17 protein-coding genes and 1 riboswitch are annotated in these 22,652 nt (G+C 67.1%); of the genes, 9 read left to right on the top strand and 8 right to left on the bottom strand.

Annotation, left to right across the window (positions count from 1 at the left end; genetic code table 11):
* Nucleotides 1-82 precede the first annotated feature (82 nt).
* Nucleotides 83-1,561 (bottom strand): DUF1684 domain-containing protein, encoded by a 1,479-nt coding sequence (locus AC0VYB_RS01745; protein ID WP_232252550.1) that lies wholly within the window; start codon nucleotides 1,559-1,561, stop codon nucleotides 83-85.
* A 104-nt stretch (nucleotides 1,562-1,665) separates the two neighbouring features.
* On the opposite strand from AC0VYB_RS01745, the gene AC0VYB_RS01740 reads away from it, so the two are divergent.
* Together AC0VYB_RS01740 and thiC are read left to right on the top strand one after the other, a co-directional pair.
* On the top strand, nucleotides 1,666-2,973 hold the full coding sequence (locus AC0VYB_RS01740) for a M18 family aminopeptidase (protein ID WP_119296874.1): 1,308 nt from the start codon (nucleotides 1,666-1,668) through the stop codon (nucleotides 2,971-2,973).
* 298 nt (nucleotides 2,974-3,271) lie between these two features.
* A riboswitch (TPP riboswitch) is annotated at nucleotides 3,272-3,382 on the top strand.
* A complete protein-coding gene (gene thiC, locus AC0VYB_RS01735; RefSeq protein ID WP_119296875.1) occupies nucleotides 3,379-5,169 on the top strand; it encodes a phosphomethylpyrimidine synthase ThiC in 1,791 nt (596 codons plus the stop codon). (Overlaps the previous riboswitch by 4 nt.)
* Nucleotides 5,170-5,347: 178 nt before the next feature.
* Here the strand turns inward: thiC and AC0VYB_RS01730 are convergent, their stop codons facing one another.
* Nucleotides 5,348-6,340 carry a TAXI family TRAP transporter solute-binding subunit gene (locus AC0VYB_RS01730; RefSeq protein WP_009377359.1) on the bottom strand — a complete coding sequence of 331 codons (993 nt, stop codon included), beginning with the start codon at nucleotides 6,338-6,340 and terminating at the stop codon, nucleotides 5,348-5,350.
* A gap of 158 nt (nucleotides 6,341-6,498) precedes the next feature.
* Nucleotides 6,499-8,721: a TRAP transporter permease gene (locus AC0VYB_RS01725; protein ID WP_082834971.1), complete on the bottom strand. Its 2,223-nt coding sequence runs from the start codon at nucleotides 8,719-8,721 to the stop codon at nucleotides 6,499-6,501.
* A 319-nt stretch (nucleotides 8,722-9,040) separates the two neighbouring features.
* Between AC0VYB_RS01725 and AC0VYB_RS01720 the strand changes: the two genes are divergently transcribed.
* Nucleotides 9,041-9,865 (top strand): amidohydrolase family protein, encoded by an 825-nt coding sequence (locus AC0VYB_RS01720; protein WP_131248594.1) that lies wholly within the window; start codon nucleotides 9,041-9,043, stop codon nucleotides 9,863-9,865.
* Between the two features lie 195 nt (nucleotides 9,866-10,060).
* Here the strand turns inward: AC0VYB_RS01720 and AC0VYB_RS01715 are convergent, their stop codons facing one another.
* The 4 genes from AC0VYB_RS01715 to AC0VYB_RS01700 all read right to left on the bottom strand — a co-directional run bounded on the left by AC0VYB_RS01715 (nucleotide 10,061) and on the right by AC0VYB_RS01700 (nucleotide 13,599).
* Nucleotides 10,061-10,879, bottom strand: a complete 819-nt coding sequence (locus AC0VYB_RS01715) for an ABC transporter permease (RefSeq protein ID WP_259800831.1) — start codon at nucleotides 10,877-10,879, stop codon at nucleotides 10,061-10,063.
* Nucleotides 10,880-10,881: 2 nt separating this feature from the next.
* Complete coding sequence (locus tag AC0VYB_RS01710) at nucleotides 10,882-11,853, bottom strand: ATP-binding cassette domain-containing protein (protein ID WP_475384948.1); 972 nt, start codon at nucleotides 11,851-11,853, stop codon at nucleotides 10,882-10,884.
* Nucleotides 11,854-12,256: 403 nt separating this feature from the next.
* Nucleotides 12,257-13,099 carry a DUF4097 family beta strand repeat-containing protein gene (locus tag AC0VYB_RS01705; protein ID WP_280559032.1) on the bottom strand — a complete coding sequence of 281 codons (843 nt, stop codon included), beginning with the start codon at nucleotides 13,097-13,099 and terminating at the stop codon, nucleotides 12,257-12,259.
* Entirely contained in the window at nucleotides 13,096-13,599 is a 504-nt protein-coding gene (locus AC0VYB_RS01700; RefSeq protein ID WP_162909103.1) for a toxin-antitoxin system HicB family antitoxin, read from the bottom strand. Before AC0VYB_RS01700 ends, AC0VYB_RS01705 begins: the two co-directional genes overlap by 4 nt.
* A gap of 109 nt (nucleotides 13,600-13,708) precedes the next feature.
* On the opposite strand from AC0VYB_RS01700, the gene AC0VYB_RS01695 reads away from it, so the two are divergent.
* From AC0VYB_RS01695 to AC0VYB_RS01675, 5 genes are all read left to right on the top strand, one after another.
* Nucleotides 13,709-15,406 carry an ABC-ATPase domain-containing protein gene (locus AC0VYB_RS01695; RefSeq protein WP_119296881.1) on the top strand — a complete coding sequence of 566 codons (1,698 nt, stop codon included), beginning with the start codon at nucleotides 13,709-13,711 and terminating at the stop codon, nucleotides 15,404-15,406.
* 773 nt (nucleotides 15,407-16,179) lie between these two features.
* Entirely contained in the window at nucleotides 16,180-16,536 is a 357-nt protein-coding gene (locus tag AC0VYB_RS01690) for a hypothetical protein (RefSeq protein ID WP_280559031.1), read from the top strand.
* Nucleotides 16,533-17,462, top strand: coding sequence for a hypothetical protein (locus AC0VYB_RS01685; RefSeq protein ID WP_475384947.1), 930 nt, complete (start codon nucleotides 16,533-16,535; stop codon nucleotides 17,460-17,462). Before AC0VYB_RS01690 ends, AC0VYB_RS01685 begins: the two co-directional genes overlap by 4 nt.
* Entirely contained in the window at nucleotides 17,453-18,736 is a 1,284-nt protein-coding gene (locus tag AC0VYB_RS01680) for a hypothetical protein (protein WP_119296883.1), read from the top strand. Before AC0VYB_RS01685 ends, AC0VYB_RS01680 begins: the two co-directional genes overlap by 10 nt.
* Nucleotides 18,733-19,407 (top strand): ABC transporter ATP-binding protein, encoded by a 675-nt coding sequence (locus AC0VYB_RS01675; RefSeq protein ID WP_119296884.1) that lies wholly within the window; start codon nucleotides 18,733-18,735, stop codon nucleotides 19,405-19,407. Before AC0VYB_RS01680 ends, AC0VYB_RS01675 begins: the two co-directional genes overlap by 4 nt.
* A gap of 195 nt (nucleotides 19,408-19,602) precedes the next feature.
* On the opposite strand, the gene AC0VYB_RS01670 is transcribed toward AC0VYB_RS01675, so the two are convergent.
* Nucleotides 19,603-21,990 carry a thioredoxin domain-containing protein gene (locus AC0VYB_RS01670; protein ID WP_475384946.1) on the bottom strand — a complete coding sequence of 796 codons (2,388 nt, stop codon included), beginning with the start codon at nucleotides 21,988-21,990 and terminating at the stop codon, nucleotides 19,603-19,605.
* Nucleotides 21,991-22,181: 191 nt separating this feature from the next.
* On the opposite strand from AC0VYB_RS01670, the gene AC0VYB_RS01665 reads away from it, so the two are divergent.
* Nucleotides 22,182-22,652, top strand: coding sequence for a pyridoxamine 5'-phosphate oxidase family protein (locus AC0VYB_RS01665; protein WP_063250458.1), 471 nt, complete (start codon nucleotides 22,182-22,184; stop codon nucleotides 22,650-22,652).

Genomic DNA, 22,652 nt, shown 5'->3' with positions numbered 1-22,652 from the left:
CGGCAGCCCTCCGGGCGCTGAGCAACCCTGCGCGGGTTTGCCGAGCGCCCGGAGGGATGCCGGAATCGGGGTCGCCGCGCCTCTAGCGGTGCCGGCGGACCATCGTGACGACGCGGAAGTCGAACTCCTCCCAGCTGCCGATCGGCGCCTTCGCCGCCAGCGCCGCCTCGAATTCGCCGATCTCGCGGTACGTCGATTCGAGCGGCAGCGTCATGTCCGCCTCCGCGTAGATGAGTCCGGTCGCGTCGGTGCCGACGACGTCGAGTCCCACCGAGGCCGGGTCGAGTTCGTTGTTCATGACGATCGGCACCCGACCGGGTGTCGTCGCGCGCGGTTCGGGGGTCGCCTCGGTGTGGCCCTGCTGGTCGCGCAGCTCCCGTTGGGCGGTGATGACGAACTCCGCGAACGCCCCGATCCCGATGACCGGCAGCCGTGAGGTGAGCGCATCGGTGGCGACCCTGACGAGCCGCGAGCGCGCCTTGCGCGTGAGCGGGGCGAGGTCGCCGCCGGACATCGCGACTCCGTCGAAGCCGACGAGCGACTGGTCGATCTCATCCTCGTTGGGGTTGAGGACGGTCATGTCGAGGCCGAACCGGGCGTACCACGGTCGGGTCGCCTCGGCGCTCGCCTCGTCCCACCAGCGGTAGAAGAGGAAGGGGACATTGATGCCGGCCTCCGAGTAGAAGAACGGGGGCCGCCGTTCTCCGGCGGTGACGGCGAAGGGCACGACGTTGCCCGGCACCGGGGCGGGGCACGTGGCGAACGCGGAGAACGCGAACGGGTAGTTCACCGCGCGGTTGAAGTCGACGACGAGCGATCCGTCGGCGTTGGGGATGCCCAGATCGAGCGTCCGCCACGCCGAGGTGGTCCTCCCGTTCGTGGCATCGTGGAAGTCGAGCTGGAGTCCGGTCGCCGGGCACCCGGAGGCGATGAGCGTGACCTCGCCGTCGGGGCCGGTGAACGTGACCTCGCCGACGACCGTCGTCGTCAGCTCGAGACCCTCCTGCGCGGTGGAGACCGGTTGTGCCTGCGGCTGCTCATAGGGGGTGAAGCGACCGAGGAAGACGAACTCACGGTTGGGGTCGTAGACGGGGACCTCGACGAATTTGCTCAGCAGCGGCGACTTCGCGTCGCGGATCCTCACACCGATCCGCCCACCGCGGTCGATGAGCTCGTAGAGCACGTGCCCGACGGTGAACCAGCCGAGCGAACCGCCCGTCGGCAGCTTCGCACTGAAACCGGTGTCGTCGACCCTGACCTGGGGCGAGTCGTCGGCGGGGGCCTCCCCGGCGGTAGCTCCGTCCTCGGCGTTAGCTCCGTCCTCGGCGGGGCGGGAGAGGAGGTCCAAGGTCTGTGCGGCGGGGCCGGCCTTCGTGCTCGGGTCGAGCGCGAGGCGCACCCAGCCGTCGTCGTCGACGGTGAAGGTTCCAGGGGCGTCGGGCCAGGTCGACTCCCCATCGAGCCAGTGCAGGCCGACGACGCTGAGCCAGCCGAAGGGTGTCGCCAACGACGAGTTCCGCGAGTCCCGCCAGGTGTTCCATTCGGCCACGAATTGGTTCACGTCGAAGTCCCCTCGCAATCTCATTCGTCGTCCCGGGTCTGCCGCTTCGGAGCTGTGATCAAAGCACCTGTGATCAAAGCTACCGCAAAGGATAGGCTGAGAAAATGAGCACTCCTCCCACCGACCAGACAGCAAACGCGCAGGTCGCAGCCGATCTCTCGGAATTCGTCTCTGCCTCTCCCAGTTCCTATCATGCCACCGCTGCCGCCGCCGACCGTCTCGGCGCCGCCGGCTTCCACCGGCTCGACGAACGCGACTCCTGGGCGCTCGAACCCGGCCGCGGATACTTCGTCGTCCGCGACGGTGCGATCATCGCGTGGATGACCCCGACAGAGACCACCTCGGTGATCCCGCCGTTCCGCGTCCTCGGGTCGCACACCGACTCCCCCGCCTTCAAGCTCAAGCCCGGTGAGGAGTTCGCGACCGCCGGGGTGCGCCAGGTCGGCGTCGAGATCTACGGCGGGCCGCTGCTCAACTCGTGGCTCGACCGGGAGCTCGCGTTCGCCGGGCGCCTCAGCCTCGCCGACGGCACCGTCGTTCTCGCGCGCACCGGGGCGATCGCGCGCATCCCGCAGCTGGCCATCCACCTCGACCGGCAGGTCAACGAGGGCCTCACCCTCGACAAGCAGCGGCACACGACCCCGATCGTCGGTCTCGCCGACCTCGCCGAGGCCGACGTCCTCGAGCTCCTCGCCGCCTCCGCCGAGGTGGATCCCGAGCTCATCGTCGGCCACGACGTCTACACGATCCCCGTCCAGGAGCCTGCGCTCTTCGGTGCCGCAGACGAGTTCTTCGCCTCGCCGAGGCTGGACAACCTCCTCTCCGTCCACGCCGGGGTCACCGCGATGGTCGGGCTCGACGCCGAGGCGCTCGACCACCTCGCCCTCTTCGCCGGGTTCGACCACGAGGAGATCGGGTCGAACTCTCGGTCCGGGGCGAGCGGACCGTTCCTCGCCGACGTCGCCGAGCGCATCGTCGCCTCCCTCTACCCCGACGCGACGCGCAGCGACCACCTCGCCGCGCTGGCCGGGTCGGTGTGCGTGTCCTCGGACGCCGGTCATGCCGTCCACCCGAACTATCAGGAGCGGCACGACCCGCAGGTGCGGCCCCGCCTCGGCGGCGGACCCCTGCTCAAGCACAATGCCCAGCAGCGGTATGCAACCGACGCCGTGGGCACCGCGGTGTGGGCGCAGGCGTGCGCTGCGGCCGGGGTCGAATACCAGGACTTCGTGTCGAACAACGCCGTGCCGTGCGGGTCGACGATCGGACCGCTGACGGCGACGCGGATGGGGATGACGACCGTCGACGTGGGACCGGCGCTCTATTCGATGCACTCGGCGCGGGAGATGTGCGCGATCAGCGACGTCGTCGCCCTCGGTGCCGCCGCCAAGGCCTTCTTCCAGGGAGCGTAGGGGCCGGCGCCGGCACTCCGCACGCCGATCCACGCGCAGCCGACACTTCCAGCCTCGATCCACGCGCAGCCGACACTTCCAGCCCCGATCCACGCGGGGCCCGAATTCCGCGTCGCCCCGGACTCGGAATTCCGGCTGCGCGTTGATCGAAAGCGACCGACTTCGCGGGAGCATCGATTTTCTCCCGCCGCGTTGATCGAGAGCGACCGGGTGCGCGTTAATCGAGGGCGATCGGCAGTCGCCGAACGGTCGACGGGACGCGCTGTTTTGTGGCGACGCGCACACTGTGATAGTCGTTGTGTGACCCCACGGGGGCCTCCGGCAGGAGGCTGAGATCGGGCTAGGGCCGCTCGAGACCGTTGAACCTGATCCGGTTGATACCGGCGGAGGAAGAGAGGATCGCAGATGACTGCGCCTACCCCTGACACACCCGAAAACACCACGCCCGCCGAGGACTTCCCCCTCGAGCAGTACCCCTCGCACTCCCTGGCCTGGCTCGAGGACAGCGAGCACGACATCCGCGTGCCGGTCACCCGCATCGACCTCGAGGACACGAACGGCCGCCCCAACGAGCCCGTCCACGTCTACCGCACCGTCGGCCCCGGCGCCGTTCCCGAACACGGGCTTCCGCCGCACCGCGCGCCCTGGATCGCCGACCGCGACGACACGGAGACCTACGAGGCGCGCGGACACCTCATCGAAGACGACGGCCGAGCCGCCGTCCGCCGCGGGGCGCCCTCTCAGCAGTGGCAGGGTCCGGAGCGGTCACCTCGGCGAGCGAAGAACGGACGCACCGTCACGCAGATGCACTACGCCAGGAAGGGCATCATCACTCCGGAGATGCGCTACGTCGCGATCCGCGAACAGTGCGACGTCGAACTCGTCCGCTCCGAGGTCGCCGCCGGCCGGGCGATCATCCCCTCGAACATCAACCATCCCGAGTCCGAACCGATGATCATCGGCAAGGCGTTCCTCGTCAAGATCAACGCGAACATCGGCAATTCCGCGGTGACGAGCTCGATCGCCGAGGAGGTGGAGAAGCTCCAGTGGGCCGCGAAGTGGGGTGCCGACACCCTCATGGACCTCTCGACGGGCAACGACATCCACACCACCCGCGAATGGATCATCCGCAACTCCCCGATCCCCATCGGCACCGTCCCCATCTACCAGGCACTTGAGAAGGTCGACGGCGACGCCGAGGCGCTCACCTGGGAGATCTACCGCGACACCGTCATCGAACAGTGCGAGCAGGGCGTCGACTACATGACCGTGCACGCGGGCGTGCTGCTCCGCTACGTCCCGCTCACCGCGGACCGGGTCACCGGCATGGTCTCTCGCGGGGGCTCGATCATGGCCGGCTGGTGCCTGGCCCACCACGAGGAGAACTTCCTCTACACCCACTTCGACGAGCTCTGCGAGATCTTCGCCCAGTACGACGTCGCCTTCTCCCTCGGCGACGGGCTGCGTCCCGGATCGATCGCCGACGCCAACGACGCCGCACAGTTCGCCGAACTCGACACCCTCGCCGAGCTGACGAAGCGCGCGTGGGCCCACGACGTCCAGGTCATGGTCGAAGGCCCCGGCCACATCCCGCTCCACCTCGTGCGGGAGAACGTCGAGAGGCAGCAGGAGCTCTGCGACGGCGCGCCCTTCTACACCTTGGGCCCGCTGGTCACGGACATCGCTCCCGGCTACGACCACATCACCTCGGCGATCGGGGCCACGGAGATCGCCCGCTACGGCACCGCGATGCTCTGCTACGTCACCCCGAAGGAGCACCTGGGCCTGCCCGACCTCGAGGACGTCAAGACGGGCGTGATCACGTACAAGATCGCCGCGCACGCCGCCGACGTCGCGAAGGGACATCCCGGGGCGAGCGCCCGTGACGATGCACTGTCGAAGGCGCGGTTCGAGTTCCGCTGGCGCGATCAGTTCGCCCTCGGCCTCGACCCGGAGACAGCGGAGGCATTCCACGACGAGACCCTGCCCGCCGAACCGGCGAAGACCGCGCACTTCTGCTCGATGTGCGGGCCGAAGTTCTGCTCGATGCGCATCTCCCAGGACATCCGCGACACCTACGGAAGCGCCGAGGCGCAGGCCGCGATCGCGGGCATGCAGGCCAAGAGCCGGGAGTTCCTCGAGCGCGGGGCCCAGGTGTACCTTCCCGAGCCGACGGTCGGCCCCCGCCGAGGCTGAGGCGCGGGGCGCGCTGGCAGCGTCGCTCCACGCGGGGCCGGGACCCGGGCCGCCGATCCACGCGGGGCCGGGACCCAGGCCGCCGATCCACGCGCAGCCGGAAATCCGAGTCGCCCCGGACGCGGATTTCGAGCGCCGCGTGGATCGAGCGCTGACCATCGTCGACGGACTCAGTCCCTCACTTCTGCAGCTCGTCGAGGGCCTTCTGCGAGCCGGGTGCGAGTGTGATCGGCTCCGGCGGCACCGCAGTGTCGAGTGTGATGTCCTTCGCGGCCGCATGGACCTTCTCGAGGTCGGCCTTCTTGTCATAGATGAGCTTCGTCAGCGCGCACTGCGTGCCCTCATCCATGTCGTTGCGGACCATGAGAACGTTCGGGGTGACGATCGTCTTCACCGTGCCCGCGCCCTTGTAGGTGTCGGCGGGGATCTCGGCCACCTCGTAGACGGGGTTGAGCTCCTTCATCTTGCTCTCGAGCCCGGAGATGTCGACGAACTCGACGTCCCCGCCGTTCGAGGTGAAGAGGTCGGTGACGCCTGCGGTGGGCAGACCGCCCGACCACACCATGCCGTCGATCGTCCCGTCTTTCATCCCGTCGACCGTCTTGGCGAGGTCGAGCCGCTGCTTCGTCACATCACCGTCGGCGAGGCCCGCGGATTCGATGAGGCGGTTGGCGATGACCTCGGTGCCGGACTTCGGTGACCCGGTCGAGATCGTCTTGCCCTTGAAGTCCTCGACGGACTTGATGTTCGCGTCCTTGCGGACGATGACGTGCGTGTAGTTGTCGTAGATGCGCGTGAGCGCCGAGATCTCCTCGGGCTTGTCGAAGTCGGCGTTGCCGGTGACGGCATCGGCTGCAGTGTCGGCGAGCGAGAACGCGATGTCGTAGTCGCCCTTCGCCAGCTGCTGGAGGTTCTGCACCGAGGCGCCCGTCTCGGCGGCGGTGGCCTTGAGCTCGGTGTTGTCGGAGATCAGCTGCGCGAGACCGCCGCCGAGGACGTAGTACACGCCCGTCGAGTTGCCGGTGGCGATCGTGATCTGGCCCGACGCCGCCGTGCAGCCGTCACCGCCTTCGGCGGCCGGGGTGTTCTCGCGCTTGCCGCCGCACGAACTCAGGGCCAGGACTGCGGCGATCGCGGCCGCGGTGACGGTGAACATCTTCGTTCTCTTCATGGGCTCTTCCCTTTCTTTGTGGGTGTCTCAGTGGAGGTCCGGTGACAGCGGCTTCAATGGACGATCGGGTGCCAGCGGTTGGCGCCAGCAGTTGGCGTCGGCGGTCGGGCGGCTGGGCCGTCCGGTCCCCGCACCGGGCTGGGAGGTCAGGTGCGAGGTCATGGGTGGGCCGCCTCGGCGGGGGTGGCCTGCGGACTCCGAGGACGACGTCGGAGGATGAGGTGGACGATGACGGCGAGGGCGAGGGCGGCGAAGCCGATGGTCATCGACAGCGGCTGGAGGTAGAGGAGCGCGCCGGCGGCGATGAAGCAGAGGACGCGTTCGGGCCAGCCGGCTCGGCGGATGATCCAGCCGCCGGCCCCGGCGGCGAGCGCGGCGACGGCGCACGCGGACACGGCACCGGTCCACAGGGCCCCGAGGAATCCGCCCTGCGCGACGAGGGAGGCGCCTTCGGGGGTGAAGGTGAAGGCGAGCGGGACGAGGAAGGCGGGGATCGCGTACTTGCACGCTTGCCACATCGTCGCGATGACCCGGCCCCCGGTGATGGCCGAGGAGGCGACGGCGGCGAGCGCGGTCGGCGGGGACACCTCGGAGAGGACGGCGTAGTAGAAGATGAACATCGCGGCCGCCGCCTCGGGGACGCCGAGGGTGATGAGGGCCGGACCGACGATGACCCAGCTGATGATGAACGAGGCGGTCACGGGTACCGCGAGACCGAGTACGGTCACGGCGATCGCGGCGAAGATGCACGTGAAGACGAGGACGGCGGTCGGATTCGTCGAGATCGCCTGCGCGCCCTTGACGAGGATGTCGGAGATGACCTGGCCGAGCCCGGTCTTCGTGATCGTCGAGACGATGATGCCGGCGGCCGCGCACACGCTCGTCACCGGCAGGACCGAGCGGATGCCCGTCGAGAGTGCGCCGAAGATGACGTCCCAGATCGCCCGGAGGATCGCGGCCGGCTGCCTGCGGTGGGTGAGGACGATCTCGATGATGCCGAAGCCGATGCCGACGAGCGTCGCGTAGACGACGGCTTTGAACGGGGCCATGCCGAGGGCGAGGAAGACGACGATGATGCCGAGCGAGATGAAGTGGTAGAAGCCCTTCTTGAGGATCGGCCACGAGCGCAGCCCCGGCGGCGGGCGGTAGTCGACGTCGATCTTGCGCGAGTCGATCTCGATGGCGAGGAAGATGCCCAAGTAGTAGAGCAGGGTCGGGACGACCGCCCAGAGGAGGACGAGGCCGTAGGAGACGTTGAGGAGCTCGGCGATGATGAAGGCCGCGGCGCCAAGGGTCGGCGGAGAGAGGATCGCGCCGATGCCCGAGGCCGCGAGCATGCCGCCGGCGTTCTCCTTCGGGTAGCCGGCCTTCTTGAGCACCGGCCACGTCACCGCGCCGAGCGAGACGGCCGTGGCTGTGCCCGACCCCGACACCGTGCCGAGGAGGAAGCCCGAGAGCGCGACCGTGCGTCCCGGCGCGGCCTTCGACTTCTTGAAGAGTGAGAATGAGAGGTCGATGAAGAAGTTCGCCGCGCCCGTCTTGTCGAGCACCGCGCCGTAGATCGTGAAGAGGACGATGTAGGTCGCGGCGACGTCGAGCGGGATGCCGTAGAAGCCCGACGCGTCGTTGTAGAGCGCGTTGATGATCTGGTCGAAGTTCTGTCCCGCGTGCGCGCCGGGCCAGCCGACGGGGATGTAGGCCCCGTAGTAGCTGTAGAGGAAGAAGACGACGCAGAAGATCGGGAGGATGAGGCCGGTCGTCCGCCGCGTCGCTTCGAGGATGAGGAGCAGGAGGATCCCGCCCATCGTCACGTCGAGGGTCGAGAGCGAGCCCTGCCGGTTGAGGAATTCGTTGAAGCCGCCGGAGAAGAACGGCAGCACCGGATAGGCGCAGGTGAGGAAGGTGACGACGACGAGGATCCAGTCGATGACCGAGGGATTGTCCGTGGAGCGCTGGGGCTTCGACGGGGGCTGGGTCTTGGCTTTCGATGTCCTCGCCGAGGTGGGGCTGCCCTGGGTCGGGTCCGCTGAGCCGGTTGCCGTGGACGGTCCCGTCGCCGAGGCGGCGACCTCCTCGGCGGCGTCCGCGACCCGCTCCCCCACCTCCTTCTTCCGGCCTAAGCCGGGCCGGTAGCAGATGAAGACGAGCGGGAGGACGAAGGCGAGGAACCACATGAGGTAGTACTGGTTGCCCTGCCTGAGCGGGAAGAACACCTGGTTGAGCACGTAGAGCGAGATGAGGAAGCAGACGATGGAGACACCGAGGTCGAGCCGGCGCGTGAGCGTGCGCTGCGGCAGCTCTTCGTCGTACTGCGCGATGAGTTCGTCGACGTTCGCTTGGGGAAGCGGACTCGTGGCGGTCCCGGACGGACGCTCGGACATCGGTGTCCTCTCGCTCTCTCTGGTGTCTGCGGTGCGGGGGCGGTCAGTGGTTTCGGATTCGGCGATGACGGTTGCGGTGGTGCTGGGTGGGCTGGTGCGGGAGGCTCGGGTGCGCGGGGCGATCGAGCGTCATTGCCCTCTGCCCTCACACGCGATTGTGAGCTGATTCACAATATACTCAGTCGCCCGCCGGCTCTCCGCACATCGACGCGAACCGGCCGCGGTTTGGCGAGATCGTTATCCGCAGTGCCGTTATTCGGGACTCCCGGTTGCGGGAGGACGCAGTGTTCCGAGGGGTGCGCGTGTGTAGTTTGGGACCATGACCGTCCCTCGGCGCGTGTTCGACGCGCACTTTCACATCATCGATCCCGCACACCCGCTCGTCGAGAACGACGGCTTCCTTCCGGACCCGTTCACCGTCGCCGACTATCGCGCCCGCGTCGCCCACCTCGGGGCAACCCCCGACCGCGAGCCACCGACGACCGAGAAGTCGGCCTTCACCATCGCCGGCGGTGCCGTCGTGTCCGGGTCGTTCCAGGCTTTCGATCAGGGCTACCTCGTCGAGGCTCTGCGCGCACTGGGTCCGACGTTCGTCGGGGTCACCCAGCTGCCGGCGGACACCCCTGATGCGCGGATCCTGGGGCTCGCCGAGTCGGGCGTGCGCGCCGTGCGGTTCAACGTCGCCCGCGGCGGCTCGGCTCAGCTCGACGACCTCGACCGCTTCGCCCGCCGGGTCCACGATCTCGCCGGGTGGCACACCGAGCTCTACATCGACGCCCGGACGATCGACTCCGAACTGGCCGGTCGCCTCGTCGCGCTGCCGGCGGTGAGCATCGACCATCTCGGCATGCACGCCGATGGCCTGGCGAGGCTGCTCCGCCTCGTCGAGGGCGGCGTCAAGGTCAAGGCCACCGGATTCGGTCGCGTCGAGCTCAACCCCGCCGAGGTGATCCGCCGCATCGTCGACACCGACCCGAGAGCGCTCATGGTCGGCACCGACCTGCCCTCGACGCGGGCCCGGCGCCCGTTCGCCGACGACGACCTCCGACTCATCGAGAGTGTGCTCACCCCTGCCGAGGCTGACGCCGTGTTCTGGGACAATGCCGCCGCCTTCTACCTCGGGGAGGTCGGGACGCGGGAGTGAACACCGAGGTGACAGGACATCAGCCGGGGCTGAACACCCGCCCTGAGAGGAACACCGGTGGGGCAACCGTTCGGCCAGGGAGCGTGCGGACCTCGGACTGGTGCGGCCTCCGACATCGCACGACCGCCGGGCCCCGACGCCGTCGATGACTCGACGATGACGGGGACCCGGCGGCCGCCTCGGCGAGGGAAGGCCCTACTGCGCAGCCCGGCGTTCGTACGCGACGCGGGCGAGGACGTAGCCGAGGATGCCGATGCCGGCCAACCACAGCAGTGCGATCCACCAGTCGGCGCCGATCGGGGTGCCCATGAGCAGGCCGCGGACGGTTTCGATGATGGGCGTGAACGGCTGCCAGTCGGCGAAGGCCTGGATCCACCCGGGCATCGTGTCGGTGGGCACGAATCCGGAGCCGATCATCGGCAGGAGCATGAAGATCATCGGGAGGTTGCTCGCGGATTCGACGGACTTCGCGGTGACGCCGAGGGCGACGGAGAGCCAGCCGAGGGCGAGGATGATCGCCGCGGCGAACCCGGCGAAACCGAGCCAGCCGACGACGTCGGCGTGGGGGCGGAAGCCGATGGCCACTCCGACGAGGATGACGAGGACGATGGCGACGCACTGCTGGAGGCCGTTGCCGATGACGTGGCCGGCCATGACGGCGCCGCGCGAGATCGACATCGACCGGAACCGGGTGACGATGCCCTCGTTCATGTCCTGGGAGACCGAGAGCGCGGTCAGCTGCATGCCGCCGGCGATCGTCAGCGCGATCATCCCCGGCATGATGTAGTCGAGATAGTCCCCGGCGTCGCCGCCGAGCCCGCGCCCGAGCGTCCCGCCGAAGACGAAGACGGCGAGGAGGAGGATCGCGACAGGGGCGACGACGAGGAAGATCCAGACGGGGTAGCGGGCGGCGTGGACGAACTGCCGTCTGACCATCGTCGCCGTGTCCGACCAGGCATGTCGAAGCGGGCGGGAGTGCGTCTGCGGGGCGGGGGTGGAAAGTGTCGTGGCCATCATCATCGGTCCTTCGGCTCGGTGGGTGCGGGGTCTTGTGTGGCGGGGGCGGTGGCGTGGCCGGTGCGGGCGAAGAAGACGTCGTCGAGGCTCGGCGTCTCGACCGTGATTCCGAGCGGTTCGATCCCCGCCGTTTCGAGGCCGGTGAGGATCTGCCGCAGGTGTCCGGCTCCCCCATCGCCGGCCACGGACAGGGACAGCGCCTCGGATCGTGCGCTCGCCTCAGGCCAGAGGCTGCGGGCCCGGTCGAAATCCGTTGCCGAGGCGAAGGCGAGGTCGACGTGCCCGCCGGGGATGAGCCGCTTGAGCCCGGCCGCGGTGTCGTTCGCGACGATGCGTCCGCCGTCGAGGACGGCGATCCTGTCGGCGAGCGCGTCGGCCTCGTCGAGGTACTGGGTGGTGAGGAAGATCGTCACCCCGGAGGCGACGAGCTCGGAGACGATGTCCCACATCGTGCGGCGACTGCGCGGGTCGAGACCGGTCGTCGGCTCGTCGAGGAAGACGAGTCGGGGTCGGGCGATGAGCGTCATCGCCAGATCAAGGCGCCTGCGCATGCCGCCGGAGTACGTCGACGCCCGCTTCGATGCGGCGTCGCCGAGGTCGAAGCGCTCGAGCATCTCGTCCACGCGCTGGCGCTGCTGCGACTTCGGCAGGTGGGCGAGGGCGGCGACGAGGGCGAGGTTCTCGCGACCGGTGAGGAGGCCGTCGATCGCAGAGAACTGCCCGGTCAGGCCGATGAGGGGCCTCACCTGCGAGCCTTGGTGGACGACGTCGAGGCCGAACACCTCGGCGCAACCGCCGTCAGGTCGCTGCAGGGTGGAGAGAATGTTCACCGTCGTCGTCTTGCCGGCGCCGTTGGGGCCGAGGAGGGCGAACACCTCCCCCGCGGCGACCTCGAGGTCGATGCCGTCGAGGACGCTCTTGTCCCCGTATGACTTCATCAGCCGTGTGGTGCTGATCGCGAGATCCGACATGGGATCCTCCTGGTTCCCGGCTCGATGAGCCGTCGATGGGTGGGTTGGGTGTCGATGGATGTGTGGGGTGTGGGTTGTGACGGGTGATGCGTGGTTTCTGGCCCTGTTTTCGGGCGCGTTCGACCGCGGTCGGCGGTCCGGTCCGGTTTTCGGGCGCGTTCGTCCACGACCGCTGGTCCGGCACGGTTTTCGGGTGCGCTCAGCCAGGGTCTGTGGGCTGTTCCGGTTGTCGGGCGCTGGTCCACGGCCCGTGGACTGTTCCGGTTTCAGGGCGCGCTCGACCAGGGCAGGTCGTTGCTTGATGGCCGAGCGTGGTGGTCAGCGCGCTGAGTCAGTGCACGGTCGCGCTGTGCTCACCACACTGAGTGAGCGCGGTGTCAGCTCACCGAGTCAGCGCACTGAGTCAGCGCGCGCGGTCGATGGCGATGTCGCCGAACTTCGTGTGCGCATGCACCTCCACGGGCTTCTCATCGCCGAGCGGGCCGGCGTCGGATTCGAGGTCGGTGCGCACGACACCCCGCTTCGAGTCGGCGTCGATCCACACCGGTGCTCCCGGTGCCACGGCGACGTCGATGCCGCCGAAGTTCGAGCCGAGCTCGAGACGGCCGCCGCGGGCACGGCTGACCCGCACGGTGCCGTGCCCCGAGGTCGCCGAGACGTCGCCGTCGACCTCGCCGAGGGCGATGCCGCCGGTCGCGGTGATGAGTTCGGCGGAACCGGCGAAGTCGTCGATGCGGATCGAACCGTGTCCCGACTTGATCCTGGTCTCGCCGCCCCCGATGCGACCGATCTCGGCCTCACCGCTGGAGAGCTGGAGATCGGCGCCGTCGGCCACCTCGGCGAGGGCGATGCTTCCGTGGCTGACCTTGGCACGGATCGACACCATGGTGTCACCTGTGACGTCACCGGCGGAGATCTTCAGTCGAACAGCGCCGAGGTGGCCCCGCAGCCGCACTGCCCCTGCAGAGATGGTCGCCTCGAGGTCGGTGCCGGCGGGCACCGCGAGCCGGACGTCGGCCGATCCGTTCGCGCCGAGGAGCAGCCGCTTCTCGCCGGTGACGGCGATGCCGTTCTCGGTCTCGGTGACGGTGATCCGTTCGGCGGCCTCGCGGTCGGCGCTGCGGTCAGGGTTGGAGGGTTCGATCGTCACGTCGATGTCGGCGCGGTCGCTCGCGGTGACGAGCAGTGCGGCCGCGGGAACGTCGATCGTCACGGCCTGGTGGACTGTGGCAGTGGTGTCGGTCATCGCATCCATCCTGAGATTCGGCTGGTTCGGGTCCGGGCGGAGCCGCTGGTGTCGAGGCCGGCGGCGATGGCTCGCACGAGCCAGGCATTGAGCGAGAGGCCTTCGGCCTTCGCCGCCTTCTCGGCGCGGGCTTTGATGGTGTCGGGCAGGCGCAGGGTCGTGCGGGAGGTGCTCGCCTCGTCGAGGTCGAGAGCCTCGCCGGCATCGTCGGACGGGGGCGGCTGACTCGCCGAGGCGGGTGCCGGCTCCGTCGCGTCGGGCAGCCCGTCGACGACGAAGTCGATGTCGCGGCCGCGGAGGCGGACGTCGATCGAGGCCGGTGCGATCGCCGTCGTCAGTTCGGCGCTGGCGTCGGTGAGGGCGTCGAGGATCGTCACCCGCGCGGCGGGTTCGAGGGCCGAAGCGAGACGACCGGCGACTTCGCGCGTGGTGTCATCGCCGGCCGCGGCAGCCGTCGCGAGCTGATTCTGCAGCTGTTCGACATGTCGTGTGATGTTCATGCCTCCATCATGACACCATTCTGGTGTCATATGCAAGAGTCAATGACACCAGATTTTTCCGACGGCTGAGCGAGCCCCACAGCGGCGCGTCGTCACGTAGCATTCACAGATGAGTCCTCAACGGTCCCCGCTCGCTGAGACGCTCCACGGTCTCGACGGCAGAAGCTACGGCAACTACAAGCAGATCACCGGGCAGTACCGGTTCGGACCGGTCACGCTCACCGTCGATCGGGTCCAGGTCGATCCCTTCGCCTCCCCCTCGAAGGTGCGGGTGCGCGTCGACCGCGCCGACGCCGGGTTCCCGGCCGACCTCACGACCGATCGCCTCGACCGGATCGGAGCCTCCGACTTCCTCCTGCGGGCCGGCAATGCCGTGCTGCGGAAGCAGCATGGGCGCGCGATCAACCTCGGCCATCCCGGCCAGGAGGTCCTCGAGCGGACGAACGTCATCATCGACGACGCCGGGTTCGAGGCACGTCTGCTCGTCAACCTGCCCGCCCGCGGGCGGCGCATCCTCGGGCATCAGGCCGCTGACACCGTCACCCGCGACGTCGTCGAACTCGCCCGGCAGATGTTCCTCTTCGCCAACGTCGACGGCGAGGCGCTGGCCGACCACGTGCAGCTGCTCCGCGATCAGACCGAGCTGCAGGGCCGCCTCGGCGAGGAGGATCTGCTCGGCTTCGTCGGCAACGGTGCGGTCCTCCCCCGCCGGTCGGGCGACTCGGATCGTCCGATGGACGCCGAGGTGGCCGTGCCCTTCCGCAGTCCCGAGAGCCTTGAGCGGACCTTCGACCTCAGCAGCGGGCGCAGCGTCACGGGCATGGCGATCCCCCGCGGTGTCACCGTCATCGTCGGCGGCGGCTACCACGGCAAGTCGACGATCCTGCGCGCGCTCGAACGCGGCGTCTACCCGCACGTGGCCGGCGACGGGCGCGAATGGGTCATCACCGAGCCGACCGCGACGGCGATCCGGGCCGAAGACGGCCGCGCGGTGACCGGTGACGACATCTCGCCGTTCATCAACAATCTCCCATCCGGTACTGACACGAGGTTCTTCTCGACGACGAACGCGAGCGGCTCGACCTCGCAGGCGGCCAACCTCGTCGAGGCCGTCGAGGCGTCTGCGCAGACGCTGCTCATCGACGAGGACACCTCCGCGACGAACTTCATGATCCGCGATGAGCGGATGCGTGCCCTCATTCCTTCGAACCGGGAGCCGATCACGCCGTTCGTCGAACGCGTCCGCCCGCTGCTCGCCGAGCGGGGCGTCTCGACGGTGCTCGTCGCCGGCGGATCGAGTGCGTTCTTCGAGGTCGCCGACCTCGTCATCGCGATGGACGCCTATGTGCCGAGCGATGTCACGGAGAAGGCGCATGAGCTCGTCGGGGTCGATGCCGCCGATCTCGTCGCCGACGCCGAGTCCGGTGACGACGTCTTCGGCGATCCGCCTGCCAGGATCCCCACCGCCGATGCGCTCAAACCGGCGGCGAAGACCAAGGGAGCGAAGGCGAAGGGCCTCGATCTCATCCAGTTCGGCAAGTCCTTCATCGATCTCGCCGCGGTCTCCCAGCTCGTCGATCCCGAGCAGACGAACGGCGTGGCCGAGGCCCTGGAGTACATGGCGAAGATCTTCGACGGTCGCACCTCGGTCGTCGAGGCGCTGGCGGAGATCGAGGAGATGCTCGACGCGCAGGGCATCGACGGGCTCACCGGCCATCGCAGGCATCCCGGGCACGTGGCGAGGCCGCGCCCGCAGGAGATGGCGGCCGCCCTCAACCGCTACCGGGGTCTGCGCCTGGTCGAGTGAGGGCGGAGTTGCTCACCCCACCCGCCGGCGACGGACTCGACCGGTATCACCAGCGCGTCCATCTGGAAACACTCGGGCATCACTGAGGAATACGACGAGGTCGGGGCGATTTGGGGCAGCATCGCTGCCTACCGGAAACCCGACCCAACCAAGAGCGACGCGATGATACACGCCGTGATCTGTTCGCCCAGCAGCGGTGTTCACGTCGGGATCCGCGTTCGCGGTCGTTCACTGAAACAGTGCGTCGCTGGCTTCCTCGCATACTCCGACCGACCCAGGACAGGCAACCTCCCCGCCCCAGCAATCAATGGTCGTTTCGAACATTTTCGTGGCATCGTTCTTGACGTCCGAAATCCTACCGACTGCATCGCAATATCGTTGCTCGATGCCGACGGCTTCCGACCCCAATTGCAGCTTCGATCGCGCAGCGCCGCTTTCGGGTGCACGTGACAGGCAGTTCAATCGCGGCGTCGGGGTGTTCTCAAATTGGTCACGCGACTCCAGAGATGAACGACACGTACACATAATTTCCTCTGCGAAGATCGGCGTGATAAATGCGTCCATAAATCTTGACCAAGCATCGCAGAGCTATCATTACCACCGCCGAGAATCAAACCGAAAATCTACCTCAGAAGCATGAAGACGAAACTCGTCATCCCCGCTATCGTGGCTCTCGCTGCTGTGCGCCTCACTTACTTCGTGGCGAGGAAGAAGTGCTCTACTACACATGCATATCAGTTGACAATAGTAGAAGTATCAATCAAAAGGATGAAATGAGTTTCCTCAAGAAACCTGCCAATGGCGTTGCGATTGCCGTAGTGGTCTCGGTCGCATCCGCAACGGCTGTGTCCGCAAGTGAACAACAGCCTCAAGTGTATGGAGGCTGGTCCGAAGAGAAGACAATCAAGGGCACGACCAATAAGCGGTCGCATGGATGGACGACGTGGAAGGGCGTGAAACACTATACGACTGCCCGTCTGGAACACTACTGGCCGAACAAGGGTGTCATTACAAGCTCGGGCAGGAAATACGGGACAGGAAAATCACAAGCGGTGACTAAGTGGGTTCCGTTCAATCCAAATGCCAAGAGCAACGGCTACGGCAAGGCTCGCACCTACTACGGTCGATGAGGTCCTACCAGTATCTGATTGTGGGACTGTTGTTCGTCGTCATGTCGGTGGCTCTCCTGGGGGTCCGGATCTATGACACCCGGCAGTCCGAAATCACCCGAGAGGGCAACCATCTGCTCACGCAGCACACGGTTGCCTTCTCGGGCACGGCCCAAGAGGCACGTACCCTCCTTGACGAATCCTTGGGGCACTATTCCATCTTCCGCGACCTCGACGATGGCGGAGCAATTCGCGCTGTCGACAGCGATCGCCTCGATCTTCTCGAGCTTCCTATCCACGAGGGGCGCAGCTTTCGCCGTGGTGAGCAGCACGTGGCACTGGTCGGCGATCAGGTGCCTGTGACACGCGAAAACGGGGTGTCCGTCTACGAACTCGACGGAGTCGGATACGAGGTGATCGGTCGACTGGGTCGAGATAGTCGCAGTCTCCTGGCCGATGACGTCATCGTCGCCGATCGCGACATCGTGGACTCTCCGGATCTTCAGAGTGGAGTCATTCTCGACGGGCCTGCAATGGAGGAACAGGCAGCAGCACTGCCGGCTGACAAGGTGACGAGGAGTGATGCCAGTGTCAATCGCCGAGCCAGGGTTGACCTCGTCTCGCCGGTCGTCGACTTCGTCGTTGTCGCTGTTGTGGGAATCTGCGCGGTGTTCACCGGGATCCTCGCCAGTCAGCTCTCGCGGCGGACCTTTCGGGTCGGTTTCCTGGTCGGGCGCAGCCCGCTGCGGATGTTCACGGTTGCTCTCATGGCACTCCTGTTGACCGCGGCCGTGGGAGCCGGACTCAGCCTCACCGCCGGACAGCACTTGTTCACTGAACTCCGAAGCAGCTCGGGAATCACTGTGGTTGCGCCCGTGGTCATTGCGGTTCTGGCGTTCACTGGCGGGTCGTCCATCGAATTACTGAGGATGCGGAAATGGAGATAGTTCGCGATCTCAGACAGAACTGGGTCTTCGTTGTGATGAAGATGATCATTCTCGGGCTCGTGCTGACTTTGATCTACCAAGTGGTGGCGTTCGCCGGAATCAGCAAGAGCGAGATCTCGCGAAGCTTCTCAAGCGATGCCGAAGTCGACATGTACGGGATCACCGATACTCTGGCCGACCCCGATGCGTTCTCCTCGTTCCGCGAATCAGGGGAACGGCTCGATACTGTCGCTCGTTTCTACAACGAGCTCAACGACAGCACCGAGATGCCGTTCCTCTCAGTGTTCGACCAGCCCGTTTCAATCCCTGACTTCCGCGGAGGACCCGAATTCGACGCCTCGCTCCAGGGTGGCTTGGACGCTGGCGGCGAGTATGTCGATGACGAGACCGGACAGCTCCTGACTGACGTCAGATCATTTCAGATGAATGAGCGGGCCTTCAACTTCTATTCACTCGAGGCGGTGGACGGTCCAGGAATCGACTGGTCGGAGGTCGACTATTCGGCGCGGACGATTCCCGTGATTCTCGGCGCGGACTACTCGGGGATCTACGCCGTCGGCGACGTCGTGGAGGCCAGCTACTACTTCGAGGATTTCTCACTCGTCGTCAGTGGTTTCCTTCCCCCCGATTCGTCGATCTACTTCCAGGGGGAACTCAATACGTTCCTCGATGATGCAGTCATCGTTCCATATCCGCCAGTGATGGAGCGGACGACCGAAGCAAGTCAGTACTTCTTCGGGATACTCGCATTCGCGATGATCGCCGGTGACCTTGCAGTCGACACCGAGGCCGATTCGGACGAGGTGCTGCGTCATCTTGGAGAGGTCTCCACGCGTGCAGGATTCGACGACTTCACCGTTCTCAACGCACCGACGTACCTTGTGCAGTTCCAGTTGACGAGGCAACTCATCCAGGACAACACGGCCCTGCTCACTGGTATCGCGGTGCTCCTGATGATCTGCGTGGGACTGTCGAACGGAATCATCGGCGCACACGTCGCCAGGCGACGTTGGCGCATCCAGAAGATCGAGCATCTGCTCGGCGTCAGCAGCCGCGTGACACTGACCCGGATCATCACGGTGACTGCGGTCGAATACGCATGTCTGCTGATCGCGTTCGCGCTTCTTCTTCTGTCCGTTCCGCAGATGAATCTCGCCGCGTTGGCACCGGTCGCGCTCATCGCGGTGGCCTGTCTCGTCATTGACAGTGCACTGCAGGCTCTGCTCCGCACAAACAACATACGCAGGCATCTTCTGGAAGGAGAGGAATCATGACCGTGGAACTGCTGTCAGTGGGCAAACGCATCAAAGAACCGAACGGGGAGACTCGAGTTCTCTTCGACGATCTCGACTTCCGTCTCGGCCGGACTCCGAGCGCCGTCGCGATCATGGGCAGAAGCGGCTCCGGCAAGACGTCGCTGCTGCGCATCATCGCGGGGCTCGACACGGGGTATACGGGAACATACACGTTCGAGGGTGAAACCGTCGACCGAGATGCGAGTCGTCTGTCGCGCCTTCGCTGGTCATCGATCGGCTATGTGACGCAGCGGTTCGATCTGCTCGACGATCGCAGTGCTCTGCGCAATGTGATGTTCGGCTGCCCGGACCGACGAACGGCGAAGGAACGATCTCAGGAGTGCCTCGAACGCCTGGGGATCGGCTCACTCGCACGCAACCGGGTCAAGCAGCTCTCCGGCGGCGAAGCTCAGCGAGTCGCCATTGCACGGGCCATGGTGAAACGGCCCAGAGTCATCCTTGCCGACGAGCCCACCGGCTCGCTGGACGCAGAATCCGAAGATCGCATCCTCGGGGTCTTCGAGATCGTGAAGAGCATGGGCACGAGCCTGATCATCGCCACCCACAGTGAACGGGTCGCCGAGCGCTGCGACAGGATTCTGCATCTGAGCGACCGCCGCCTGTGCGATTCGGCAGACAACACGTTGTGATCGACGCCAGCAGGCCGGTCTGAGTCACTTTTCGCCCGATCAGTCGGTTCTTGAACCGAGCGATCGGGCGAAAAGTGAATCACATGGAAGAGGGGCCTTCACAAAGGGTTTCAGCGACCGGGGAACGCCCTCTGCTGGGTGAGATCCCTGCGGCCACCGAGGCGACTGACCCTGGTTCCGAAACGATCCCCGATCTCATCCGTCCAGCAGCTTGGCCAGCTCCTCGGCCGTCCTCACCGGCAGCGAGCATTCCGTTCCCCGGCAGACGATCGCCGCGCCCTCGGGGACGGCGACCTCTTCCCCGTTGTCATCCGGCACCCCCGTCGAATCGGTGAGCACCGTGACCGCGGGATGCTTCGACGCGAGAGCGAGCAGGGCGTCGTCGCGACTGGCGACGCGGATCGGGGCGAGCGCCCGCTCGGCCTGCCAGAGCGCGTGCCCGCACCCGCGCGGTGCCCGCTGGGCAAGCGCCCGATAGACCCCGAGCAGGCGGTCGCGGATCTCGAGGATCGTCCCCGTCGTCAGAGGCGGGTGCCCGTCGGTCCGCGCGGTGCCCGCATCGTCTCGATCACCGTCGCCGAGGCGCCCCTCCGACCCAGCGCTGCCCTCGACTCCGAGTTCGCCGAGGAGGAGCATCGCCTCGGCGGCCGCTGCCCGTGCCGAGGGCAGGGCGTTGTCGACCGGGTCGGAGCCGCGGACGCCGATGAGGTCATCGGGGGCCGAGTCGACGACGGTGAGAGTGCCGTCCTCGTTCCGCGAGGTGAACCTCTCGAGCATGACCGCGGCCATCTCGGTCAGCCCCGCCGGCGAGAGCGCGCCATCGTCGAAGCTCACTTGCGGCCGCGCATGCTCGCCCGCGCCATCGGCCAGCCCGGCGTTGCGCAACTGGAGAACGGTGAGGCCGGCGACGAGCATCTGCGCCCAGTCGGCCAATCCCGCGGCACCCGGCCCGGGATCGTCGCCGGTGAAGCTGCGCCGGACGTCGAGGTCGCGAACGGCCGGAACTTCGACCTCGTCTGGGGCCGCGTCGATGTCTCCGACTCCGGTGACGAACCGATTGTGCATCTCCTCCCAGAAGAACGCAGCGGCACTCCCCCACACGGAGGCGCGTTGATCCGGGTGACGGTAGAGGGTCGCCTCGGAGAGGGCCGTGATGGCCAGGGCATTCCATTCGGTGATCGTCTTCTCATCCCGCGCCGGACGAGGCCGCTCATCGAGGATGTCCCGCAGCGCCAACCGCTGCCTCTCAGTGCCCTCGGTCGCCCACGGCGCGGGGTGATCGGCGTCGAAGGGCACATCGTCCATTCCGAGCCAGTCGACGATCCGCGGTGCCCCGATGACCTGACCCGGCAGCTCGGCGGCGGCCGGAGAATCGACGAGCTGGAGCACCCCGACACCGTCGACCGGTGCGAACTCCTCCGGCGTGACGACGTAGGCGGCCCCTTCCTCGAGCTTCCCGTCGGCCCCCAACGAGTCCGCGTCGAGGGCGGCGATGAAGCGGTCGCCGTCGGAGAGGTCGGCGATCATGAAGTCGGCAGTGTCGTCGATCTCGCGTTCGGCGAGGGCGAGCCACTTCGAGGCCGGGTCGAGGCTGCGTTCGACCTTGGCCCAGGCGACGGCGGCGCGCAGGTAGAGGGCGTTGTCGTAGAGCATCTTCTCGAAGTGGGGGACGAACCACTGCCGGTCGACGCTGTAGCGGGCGATGCCGCCGCGGATCTGGTCGCGCATGCCGCCGGCCGCGATGTGGGCGAACGTCGACCGGACCGCGATGAGGCAGTCGAGGACGAGCTCACCGGTGAGGTGCCCGTCCGCCCCGAGGACGTTCAGCCGTCCTGTCCGCTTCGCCTCGGCGACGGGGTCTCCGTCATCGGATCCTTCCCCCGCCGAGGTGGTCCCGCCCAAGCGGACGAAAGTGGAGAGGAGTTGGAGGAGGTTCATCGACGGCGGGAACTTCGGGGCACTGCCGAAGCCGCCCCATGCGGGGTCGTAGGAGTCGAGGAGCGTTGCGGCGGCCGCGTCGAGTTCGTCGGCGGAAAGGGACTCGGCGACCGCCTCGGCGGGGAGAGCATCGGTGACGGCGGTGGCCATCTCCGCAAGCCCCCGGTCCATGCGCTGGGACATCTCGGTCACCTCGGCGCGGCGGTCCGTCCAGGTCTGGGACACGGCGTCGAGGACCTGGGTGAAGGAGGGAAGGTTGCCGCGCGGGGTCGGCGGGAAGTACGTGCCGGCGTAGAAGGGGCTGCCGGTCGGGGTCGCGAAGATCGTCATCGGCCAGCCGCCCTGCCCGCGCATCGCCTGGAGGGCGTTCATGTAGTGGGCGTCGATGTCGGGCAGCTCCTCCCGGTCGATCTTGATCGGCAGGAAGCGGTCGTTGATGCGGGCGGCGACGTCGGGGTCCTCGAAGGATTCGTGGGCCATGACGTGGCACCAGTGGCACGTGGAGTAGCCGATGGAGATGAGGAGGGGGAGGTCGCGGTCGGCCGCCTCGGCGAGGGATTCCTTCGTCCACATCCGCCAGTCGACGGGGTTGTCGGCGTGCGCGCGGAGGTAGGGGCTCGTCGATGCTGCGAGTTCGTTGGCCATGTCTCCAGCGTCTCATCTCCGCGCGGGGACCGCGAGGGCGGCAACCGCACCTGTGCCCGTGATGAGACGGCGGGTGCCGCATTGCGGCGGACCGCGCCTCACCACTGGCAGTTATTCTACGCTGTGTAGAAGAACCCGGGACGGCAGTCGCATCCGGCGACGGCCGCCGGGCCAGAGCAGGAGGCAGCGCGATGAATGCAGACCCGACCATGGTCCTCGGTGTCAACGAGTGCTGGGATCGCCTGCGGAGCACGTCAATCGGATGCCTGGCCGTCATCGTCGGCGACGGCGCTGATCTCCACCCGGAGATCTTCCCCGTCAACTACGCCGTCGATCACGCCTCGGTCGTCTTCCGCTCCGGCGAGGGCACGAAGGTCGAGGCGATCCACGACCATCCGCAGGTCGCCTTCGAGGTCGACGGTTTCGACCCGGAGACCGGCACCGCGTGGAGCGTCGTCGTCAAGGGCACGGCGAAGCCGATCAACCGCACCGATGAGCTTCTCGACACGATCTCCCTCGACGTCACCCCGTGGCAGGGAGGCAGGAAGAACCGGTTCGTCCGCATCCACACCGGCGAGATCACCGGCCTGAGCTTCCCTGTGGCGGAGCCGGCGGAGTGGGACACCCCGCTGAGCGGAAAGCTTCGCGCCCCGCGGGAGTGA

The sequence above is a fragment of the Brevibacterium sp. Z349TD_9 genome, assembly GCF_056173565.1.
This window is presented reverse-complemented; position numbering and strand designations above follow the sequence as displayed.

Bases quoted from the DNA above. Each gene is read 5' to 3' on its own strand.
- AC0VYB_RS01740 (WP_119296874.1), top strand. From the start codon at position 1,666: ATGAGCACTCCTCCCACCGACCAGACAGCAAACGCGCAGGTCGCAGCC.
- thiC (WP_119296875.1), top strand. From the start codon at position 3,379: ATGACTGCGCCTACCCCTGACACACCCGAAAACACCACGCCCGCCGAG.
- AC0VYB_RS01730 (WP_009377359.1), bottom strand. From the start codon at position 6,340: ATGAAGAGAACGAAGATGTTCACCGTCACCGCGGCCGCGATCGCCGCA.
- AC0VYB_RS01725 (WP_082834971.1), bottom strand. From the start codon at position 8,721: ATGTCCGAGCGTCCGTCCGGGACCGCCACGAGTCCGCTTCCCCAAGCG.
- AC0VYB_RS01720 (WP_131248594.1), top strand. From the start codon at position 9,041: ATGACCGTCCCTCGGCGCGTGTTCGACGCGCACTTTCACATCATCGAT.
- AC0VYB_RS01715 (WP_259800831.1), bottom strand. From the start codon at position 10,879: ATGGCCACGACACTTTCCACCCCCGCCCCGCAGACGCACTCCCGCCCG.
- AC0VYB_RS01710 (WP_475384948.1), bottom strand. From the start codon at position 11,853: ATGTCGGATCTCGCGATCAGCACCACACGGCTGATGAAGTCATACGGG.
- AC0VYB_RS01705 (WP_280559032.1), bottom strand. From the start codon at position 13,099: ATGACCGACACCACTGCCACAGTCCACCAGGCCGTGACGATCGACGTT.
- AC0VYB_RS01700 (WP_162909103.1), bottom strand. From the start codon at position 13,599: ATGAACATCACACGACATGTCGAACAGCTGCAGAATCAGCTCGCGACG.
- AC0VYB_RS01695 (WP_119296881.1), top strand. From the start codon at position 13,709: ATGAGTCCTCAACGGTCCCCGCTCGCTGAGACGCTCCACGGTCTCGAC.
- AC0VYB_RS01690 (WP_280559031.1), top strand. From the start codon at position 16,180: ATGAGTTTCCTCAAGAAACCTGCCAATGGCGTTGCGATTGCCGTAGTG.
- AC0VYB_RS01685 (WP_475384947.1), top strand. From the start codon at position 16,533: ATGAGGTCCTACCAGTATCTGATTGTGGGACTGTTGTTCGTCGTCATG.
- AC0VYB_RS01680 (WP_119296883.1), top strand. From the start codon at position 17,453: ATGGAGATAGTTCGCGATCTCAGACAGAACTGGGTCTTCGTTGTGATG.
- AC0VYB_RS01675 (WP_119296884.1), top strand. From the start codon at position 18,733: ATGACCGTGGAACTGCTGTCAGTGGGCAAACGCATCAAAGAACCGAAC.
- AC0VYB_RS01670 (WP_475384946.1), bottom strand. From the start codon at position 21,990: ATGGCCAACGAACTCGCAGCATCGACGAGCCCCTACCTCCGCGCGCAC.
- AC0VYB_RS01665 (WP_063250458.1), top strand. From the start codon at position 22,182: ATGAATGCAGACCCGACCATGGTCCTCGGTGTCAACGAGTGCTGGGAT.